Here is an 8,045-nt window from a genome sequence, read left to right as displayed (position 1 = left end):
GAGCCGGCCGCCGGGGACGGCGCCGGCTCCCGGGGTGCCGTGCCCGTGGGCGGCACGTGGTTCAGGAGCCGTACCGCCAGCACCGCCACGCCCGCCCGCAGGGCCGCCGCGATCACCGCGGCCACGTGCATCCCGCTGACGTACGCCTCCCGCGCCGGCGCCAGCAGCGCGTCCGCCGCCCGGGCCGGCCGGTCCGCCGCCGCGGTCGCCGCGCCGGTGATGCCCTCCCGGGCGGTGTCCGCCGCCGGGCCGGGGGTGCCGGCCGGGACGGCGTCCGCCATCTGCCCGCGGTAGACGAGCGTGCCGATGCTGCCGAGGGTCGCGATGCCGAGCGCGTAGCCGAACTCGCCGCTGGTCTCGTTCATCGCCGCCGCCGAGCCCGCCTTCTCCGGCGGCGCGGAGCTGACGACCAGGTCGGTGCCGAGCGTCACCAGCGGCCCCGCCCCCAGGTTGATGAGCGCGAACCCGGTGACGACGTACGGCAGTCCGCCGGAGACGTCCGCGAGCACGAGCAGCAGCAGGCCCACGACCGACACGCACAGCCCGCCCCCGATCAGCCGGGCCGGGCGGACCGAGCGGGCCGCGACCGGGGCGAGGCCGAAGCTGATCCCCGAGGCCACCACCGCGGGCAGCATCCACAGGCCCGCCTTCAGCGGGGTGAGGCCCTGCACCAGCTGCAGGTACTGCGTGATGAACAGCATCAGCGCGCCCATGAGGAACGTGCCGGCGAACATCCCGCCGAGCGCGGTGCAGAAGGCCCGGTTGCGGAAGAGCCGCAGGTCCATGAGCGGGTGCTCCAGCCGCTGCTGGCGCCGGACGAAGACGGTCCCGAACGCGCCGCCCGCCGCGAGCGCGGCCAGCGGCACCGGCGCCCAGCCGTCCTTCGCCAGCTCCTTCAGCGCGTACACCAGCGGCAGGACCGCCGCCAGCGACAGCGCCACGCTCGCCAGGTCCAGCCGGCCCGCCTTCGTGTCGCGGTACTCGGGCAGCACCACCGGTCCCAGGATCAGCAGCAGCACCATCGCGGGCACCCCGAGCAGGAACGCCGAGCCCCACCAGAAGTTCTCCAGCATCGCCCCGCCGACCAGCGGTCCGATCGCCGCGCCGCCCATGAAGCACATGAACCAGATGCCGATGGCCGCCGACCGCTGCCAGGGGTCCCGGAACATGTTGGTGATCAGCGCCAGCGTCGACGGCGCCAGCGTCGCCCCGGCGATGCCGAGCAGCGCGCGTGCGGCGATCAGCATCTCCGGGCCGGTGGAGTACGCGGCGAGGACGGAGGCGACGCTGAACGCCGCCGCGCCGGTCAGCAGCAGCCGGCGGCGGCCGATGCGGTCGCCGAGGGTGCCCATCGTGACGAGGAAGCCGGAGAGCATGAAGCCGTAGATGTCCATGATCCACAGCTGCTCGGAGCTGTTCGCGCCGAGGTCGGCGCTGAGGTGCGGCAGGGCGAGCAGCAGGACGAAGACGTCGAGGGAGACGAGCAGAACGGGCAGCGCGAGCACCGCGAGCCCGATCCACTCCCGCCGCCCGGCCCGTGTCGCGATGTCGGTAGCCATGGGGTGTGCTCCTTGTCGGAAACAACCGTCCGGCGCCCCCTTCGGGCGCCTCTCACCCGTGCGTCGAGCGGGCGGGACGGATTTCGACACCGGAGCCGGGAAATCTCGAATGTGGCGCGGGTCACATGCCCGGGGCCCGTCAGATGCGTACCGCCGCCCCCGTGACGTGCACCCGCGGGTCGCCGGCGCGCATCTCGACCTCCAGCAGCGAGGGGCGGCCCATGTCGTGGCCCTGGTGGAGGGTGAGCCGGGCGCTCTCGCCGGCGAGGCCGAGCGCGCGGGCGTACGCGCCGAAGGCGGCCGCCGCGGCGCCGGTGGCCGCGTCCTCCACGACGCCGCCGACCGGGAACGGGTCGCGGACGTGGAAGACGCCGGGGGACTCGCGCCAGACGAGCTGGACGGTGGTCAGGTCCAGCCGCTCCATCAGTGCGCGCAGCCGGTCGAAGTCGTAGTCGAGGTCGGCCAGGCGGGCGCGGGTGGCGGCGGCGAGGACGAGGTGGTGCGCGCCGGCGAAGGCCAGCCGCGGGGGCAGGCCGGGGTCGAGGTCGGCGGCCGGCCAGCGCAGCGCCGCCAGGGCTTCGGCGACGTCGCCGTCCGCGGCCGCGCGGACGTCCGGCTCGACGCTGCTGAGCGTCGCCTTCAGCACGCCGTCCGCCTCGGCCACCGCGACCGGCACCCGGCCGGGCCGCGTGTGCAGGGCGAAGCCGCCGGGGCCCAGCCGCTCGGCGAGCGCGACGGCGGTCGCGACGGTGGCGTGGCCGCAGAACGGCACCTCGGCGGCGGGGCTGAAGTAGCGGGCGGTGAACGACCGCCCGGGGCCGGCCTCGTCGGCGGGGCCCGGGGTGAGGAAGGCGGTCTCGGAGTAGCCCACGTCGGCCGCGATGGCGGCCATCCGCTCGTCGGTCAGGCCGGCGGCGTCGAGGACGACCCCGGCCCGGTTGCCGCCGGCGGGGTCGGTGGCGAAGGCGGTGTAGCGCAGTACGTCGGTCATGAGGAGGGAACCTCCGCGACCCCGGCGGCTGTTCCCGCAGGTACGCGGCGGGCGCGGGTCACCAGCTGGTGCGCAGCGGCGGGCGGTCCCGCGGGTGCCGCCGCCAGGCCCCGGTGAGCCGGACGAGCCGGGCGGGGGCGGCGATGCCGCGCACCGTGGCGATCCTGCCGCCGGCGAGGTCGAACGTCACGGCGCCGGTGACGTCGTCGCCGACCACGAAGAGGATGGCGGGGCCGCCGTTGAGGAGCGCGTGGTGGACGGCCGGCGTGCCGCCGGCGAACCGCCGTTTCGCGGGCGTGGGCCGGAAGCCGGTCCCGGCGATGGCCGCGATGCGCTCCGGAGTGTCGTACCGCAGCAGGGTCTCGGTCAGGCCGGCGCCGTCGGAGACCGCCGTCGCGTCGTCGGTGAGCAGCGCCACCAGCCGCTCGGTGCGGCCGGAGGTGGCGGCGGCGAAGAACTCCGCGACGACCCTGCGGGCGGACGCGGGATCGGCCTCGCCGCCGCCGCGGCGGGCCGCGGCGACGCGGCGCCGGGCCCGGTGGAGATGCTGCTGGCTGGCGGCCTCGGTGACGCCGAGGATCCCGGCGATCTCCGCGTGGCTGTAGGAGAACGCCTCGCGCAGGACGTAGACGGCCCGCTCGACGGGGGACAGCCACTCCATGAGCGTCAGTACGGCCAGGGAGACCGACTCGCGCTGCTCGAAGGTGTCGGCCGGGCCGAGCATCGGGTCGCCGTCGAGGAGCGGTTCGGGCAGCCAGGCGCCGGCGGTGCGTTCCCGGCGGACCCGGGCCGAGCGGAGCCGGTCGAGGCACAGGTTGGTGACGACCTTCGTCAGCCACGCCTCCGGCACCTCGATCCGCCGCCGGTCGGCGGCCTGCCACTGCAGGTACGCGTCCTGCACCGCGTCCTCGGCGTCGGCGGCGGAGCCGAGCAGCCGGTAGGCTAGCGAGGCCAGCCGGTTCCGGCCGGCCTCGAACCGCTCGGCGTCGAGGCGGTCGGCGGCGGTCGGGTCCACCCGGGCCACCCTAGGGCCTGGCGGACGTCTCACCGGACGGGGCCGGTGAGCAGGCGGGCGCGGGTGCGGCGGACCCGTCCGGCGGGGCGGCCAGGCGCCGCCCGCGCCTGGGCAGGCCGAGGGTCGGGTGCAGGGTGCCCCACAGCGCGCCCCTGACGATGCCCGACTTGATCCGGGCGGCCGTGCGGCTGCCCAGGCAGGCCGGCCTGGCCCGCCCCTCGCCGTCGACCAGCTGCAGGATCCCGTCCCGCCGCCCGAGGCTGATGCTGTTGTACCGGTGGACGAGCTTGGTCTGCTCGACGTCGCGGCCCGTCAGGCCGCCCACGACCGCCTCGATGACCTGCTTGGCCGTGTAGCCGGCCGAGCCGCACGACATCGGCAGCTGCCGGCCGTTGTCGCCGATGGCGCAGACGCTGTCGCCGACGGCGTGGACGTCCGGGTGCGAGACCGACCGCATGAGGCGGTCGACGACGATCTGGCCGTTGCCGGTGACCTCCAGCCCGCCGGCCGCGGCGAGCGGCCCGACCGCGAACCCGGCCGTCCACACGGTCGCGTCGGAGGCCAGGACGGTGCCGTCGGCGCACCGCACCCGCGCCGCCTCGACGGCGGCGACGGTGGTGTGCTCCAGGACGGTGATGCCCAGCCGGTCGCAGGCCCGGCGCAGGTGGGCGCGGGCGCTCGCGCCGAGCCGGGCGCCCAGGTCGCCGCGGGCGGCCAGCGACACCGAAAGACCGGGCCGCGACTCGGCGATCTCGGTGGCGGTCTCGATGCCGGTCAGCCCGTCGCCGACGACGAGCACCCGCCCGCCTTCCGCCCGCGTCTCCAGGCCGTCCAGGCGCGCCCGCAGCCGCAGCGCCGAGGGCCGGGCGGCGACGTCGAAGGCGTGCGCGGCCACCCCGGGGACGCCGTGGTCGGCGACCCGGCTGCCGAGCGCGTAGACGAGCGTGTCGTAGCCCAGCTCGCCGCCGCCGGCGGCGTCGGCCACCGTGACGGTCCGGCGGCCGGGGTCGACGGCGGTGACCCGGGCCAGGCGCAGCCGTATCCCCGTGCCCGCGAAGACGTCCGCGAGCTTCGGGGCCGCGATCTCCTGGCCGGCGGCGAGCCGGTGCAGCTGCAGCCGCTGGACGAAGTCCGGCTCGGCGTTGACCATGGTGATCTCGGTGTCCGCCGGCGCCAGCCGGCGGGCCAGGTTCCCGGCGGTGAAGGATCCGGCGTAGCCGGCGCCCAGGACGACGATGCGGTGCTTCATGGGGTGCTCCCGTCGGTTGCTGTTTCCGCTACCTGAGCGGGACAGCGCCCCGATTGCTGACAGGGACGGCATGTGAGGTGGACCACAGGTGTTCCGGCGGGGCGGCGCCGGACGGTGCGCATTTCTTATCGCTGACGTGCGCGCGTCACTTCCCACTCACCTCGCCGCCTGAGACTCTCCCCACGTCGCACCCCCCGAACGTCAGAGGTGACCCATGCCCGAGTCCCCCCTGAGCCGCCGCCGCGCGCTCGGCACCGCGGCCGCCGCGGCCCTCGCCCCCGGCGCCGCCGGGCTGTCGGCCGCCCGCGCCGACAGCCCCGCGCACGGCGCCGGCGACGAGGACGAACTGCACGTCATGAGCTTCAACCTCCGCTACGCCTCCGCCACCCCGCCGCACTCCTGGCCCGAGCGCCGCCCCGTGATGCGGACGCTGCTGCGCGCCGAGGAGCCGCACCTCGTCGGCACCCAGGAGGGGCTGTACCGGCAGCTGCTCGACATCGCCGGCGACCTCGGCCGCCACCACGCCTGGATCGGCGTCGGCCGGCAGGGCGGCAGCAAGGACGAGTTCATGGCGGTGTTCTACGACATCCGCCGGCTGGCCCCGGTCGCGTTCGACCACTACTGGCTCTCCGACGAGCCGTACCTGATCGGCTCCAACACCTGGGGCAACGCGGTGCTGCGGATGGTCACCTGGGTGCGCTTCCGCGACCTGGTCACGGGCGGCGAGTTCTACCACGTCAACACCCACCTCGACCACGTCAGCCAGGAGGCCCGCGAGCGCTCCGCCGACCTGATCACCCGCCGCTTCACGGAGTTCGACGCCGCGCTGCCGCGCGTCGTCACCGGCGACTTCAACGTCCCCGCGCACCGCAACCCCGTCTACGACGCGATGCTCGCGGGCGGCGGCCTGGCGGACACCTGGGACACGGCCGAGCGGCGCAGCGACGCGTACGCGACGTTCCACGGCTACCGGCCGCTGGTGCCGGACGGCGACCGCATCGACTGGATCCTCGTCACGCCCGGGGTGCGGACCCGGTACGCGAAGATCAACACGTACGAGCGCGGCGGGCAGTTCCCCAGCGACCACCTGCCGGTGCAGGCGTTCCTGCAGATCTGACGGGCCCCGCTACCCGCCGCCCAAACCCTCCGCCCGGCCGCGCAGCCGCTCCAGCTCGCGCCGGTCCCGCTTCGTCGGCCGGCCCGCGCCGCGGGCGCGGCGGGCGACCGGGGCGGCCAGCTCGCGCGGCGGCGGGGGCGGGCTGTGGTCGGCGTAGCACTCGACCGCCACCGGCGCGCCGACCCGCTTGCGCAGCAGCCGCTTGACCACGACGATCCGGTCCCGGCCGGCCAGCCGTACCCGCACCTCGTCGCCGACCCGCAGCGCCTGGGCCGGCTTCACCCGGTCGCCGTTGACCCGGACGTGCCCCGCCTTGCAGGCGGCGGCCGCCGCGGAGCGGGTCTTGGTGAGCCGTACGGACCAGATCCAGCTGTCGACGCGTACGCTCCCGTCCTCTCCAGCCATGTCACCGACTCTACGGGGCGCCTTTCCGGAATAATCCGCACCGACCCATACCTTGGAAGGGATCATGAAAGCGATCGTCACGAACGGCTACGGCGGAGCGGACAACCTGCGGCTCCTCGATGTGCCCCAGCCCAAGGTCGGCCCCGACCAGGTGCTGGTGCGGGTGAAGGCGGCCGGGGTCAACCCCGTCGACTGGAAGATCGCGGCGGGCGGGCTCGACGGCATGATGTACGTCCACTTCCCCCTCATCCCCGGCTGGGACGCGGCCGGTGTGGTGGAGGAGCTGGGCGCGGACACCCCGGAGTTCAGCGTGGGCGACGAGGTGCTGGGATACGTGCGCCGCGACGAGGTCGGGCACGGCACGTACGCGGAGTACATCGCCGCGCCCGCCCGGACCCTCGCCCGCAAGCCCGCCGCGCTGGGCTTCCGGGAGGCCGCGGCGCTGCCGCTCGCCGGCCTCACGGCGCTGCGCTCCCTGGACCGGGTGGGCGCCGGGGACGGCGAGACGGTGCTCATCCACGGCGGCGCGGGCGGCGTCGGCTCGCTCGGCGTGCAGCTGGCGGTCCTGCGCGGGGCGCGCGTCATCGCCACCGCGAGCGAGCGCAACCACGAGTTCCTGCGCTCGCTGGGCGCCGAGCCCGTGACGTACGGCGACGGCCTCGCCGACCGGGTGCGCGAGATCGCGCCGGACGGGGTGGACGCGGCGCTGGACTTCGCCGGCGGCGGGGCGGTGCACGTCTCACGCGAGGTGCTGAAGGACGCGGCGCGGTCGGCGTCGATCGCCGACGGCGACGTGCAGAAGCTCGGCGGGCAGGTCGTGTGGGTGCGCCCGGACGCGGCGGGGCTGGCGCAGCTGGCCGAGCTGGCGGCGGCGGGGAAGCTGACGGTGCACGTGGACGCGGCGCTGCCGCTGGCGGATGCGGCGGAGGCGTTCCGGCGCAGCGAGTCGGGACGGACGCGCGGCAAGCTGGTGCTGGACGTGCCGTAACGCCTCCGGCGGGGGCGCGGCCGGCGGCGCGCGTCACCGGCCGCCGGCGATCTCCAGGCCGGCGGCGACGAGCAGTTCCAGCTCCGCCAGGTGCTTGGGGTGCGGGTCCACCAGCGGCGGCCGTACCCCGCCCACGTCCCGGCCGCGCAGCCGCACGCCGGCCTTGACCAGGGAGACCGCGTAGCCGGGGACCTCGTTGCGCAGCTGCACGAGCGGGATGTAGAAGTCCTTCAGCAGCTGCCGTACGAGCTGGTCGTCGCCCGCGGCGAGCGCACGGTTGAACGCGAGCGCCACCTCGGGGACGAAGCAGAAGGCGGCGGAGGAGTAGAGCCGGGCGCCCACGGCCGCGTACGCCGCGACCGAGACCTCGGCGGTGGGCAGCCCGTTGAAGAAGGTGAAGTCCTTCGCGGGCGCGGTGTGTTCGGCGAGGGCCGCGTGCACGGCGGGGACGATGCGCTGCATCAGCTCGATGTCGCCGAGCCCGTCCTTGAAGCCGGTGACGGTGGGGATCCGGGCGAGTTCGGCGGCGCCCGCGGGGGTGAAGCGGGCGTTGTCGCGCTGGTAGACGACCAGCGGCAGCCCGGTCGCGGCGGCGACCTCGCGCACGTACCGGACGAGCCCCGCCTCCGGCGCCGCCACCAGGTACGGCGGCATCAGCAGCACCCCGTCGGCGCCGGCCGCGGCGGCGGTCCTGCCGCACGCGACGGCGTGCGGCAGCGGG

Annotated in this window: 8 protein-coding genes; 2 read left to right on the top strand and 6 right to left on the bottom strand. The window is 75.7% G+C overall.

All coding sequences use genetic code 11. The features are described from left to right. From ABD317_RS30240 to ABD317_RS30225, 4 genes are all read right to left on the bottom strand, one after another. Positions 1-1,559: MFS transporter (locus ABD317_RS30240; RefSeq protein WP_344293973.1), on the bottom strand; the 1,559-nt coding region annotated here is incomplete at its 3' end. A 139-nt stretch (positions 1,560-1,698) separates the two neighbouring features. Further along, positions 1,699-2,550, bottom strand: a complete 852-nt coding sequence (locus ABD317_RS30235; protein ID WP_344293971.1) for a PhzF family phenazine biosynthesis isomerase — start codon at positions 2,548-2,550, stop codon at positions 1,699-1,701. Positions 2,551-2,608: 58 nt separating this feature from the next. Then, positions 2,609-3,565, bottom strand: coding sequence for a sigma-70 family RNA polymerase sigma factor (locus ABD317_RS30230; RefSeq protein ID WP_344293969.1), 957 nt, complete (start codon positions 3,563-3,565; stop codon positions 2,609-2,611). 10 nt (positions 3,566-3,575) lie between these two features. Beyond that, positions 3,576-4,814, bottom strand: a complete 1,239-nt coding sequence (locus ABD317_RS30225) for an NAD(P)/FAD-dependent oxidoreductase (RefSeq protein WP_344293967.1) — start codon at positions 4,812-4,814, stop codon at positions 3,576-3,578. Positions 4,815-5,028: 214 nt separating this feature from the next. Here ABD317_RS30225 and ABD317_RS30220 point away from each other — a divergent pair, with 214 nt between their 5' ends. Then, positions 5,029-5,931 (top strand): endonuclease/exonuclease/phosphatase family protein, encoded by a 903-nt coding sequence (locus ABD317_RS30220; RefSeq protein WP_344293965.1) that lies wholly within the window; start codon positions 5,029-5,031, stop codon positions 5,929-5,931. Positions 5,932-5,940: 9 nt separating this feature from the next. Here ABD317_RS30220 and ABD317_RS30215 read toward each other — a convergent pair whose 3' ends face one another. Further along, entirely contained in the window at positions 5,941-6,336 is a 396-nt protein-coding gene (locus tag ABD317_RS30215) for an RNA-binding S4 domain-containing protein (RefSeq protein WP_344293963.1), read from the bottom strand. A 64-nt stretch (positions 6,337-6,400) separates the two neighbouring features. Here ABD317_RS30215 and ABD317_RS30210 point away from each other — a divergent pair, with 64 nt between their 5' ends. Next, positions 6,401-7,324 carry an NADP-dependent oxidoreductase gene (locus ABD317_RS30210; protein ID WP_344293961.1) on the top strand — a complete coding sequence of 308 codons (924 nt, stop codon included), beginning with the start codon at positions 6,401-6,403 and terminating at the stop codon, positions 7,322-7,324. A gap of 33 nt (positions 7,325-7,357) precedes the next feature. Here the strand turns inward: ABD317_RS30210 and ABD317_RS30205 are convergent. After that, positions 7,358-8,045: 5-dehydro-4-deoxyglucarate dehydratase (locus ABD317_RS30205; RefSeq protein ID WP_344293959.1), on the bottom strand; the 688-nt coding region annotated here is incomplete at its 5' end.

The organism is Streptomyces synnematoformans, assembly GCF_039531005.1.
Lineage (GTDB): Bacteria > Actinomycetota > Actinomycetes > Streptomycetales > Streptomycetaceae > Streptomyces > Streptomyces synnematoformans.
This window is presented reverse-complemented; position numbering and strand designations above follow the sequence as displayed.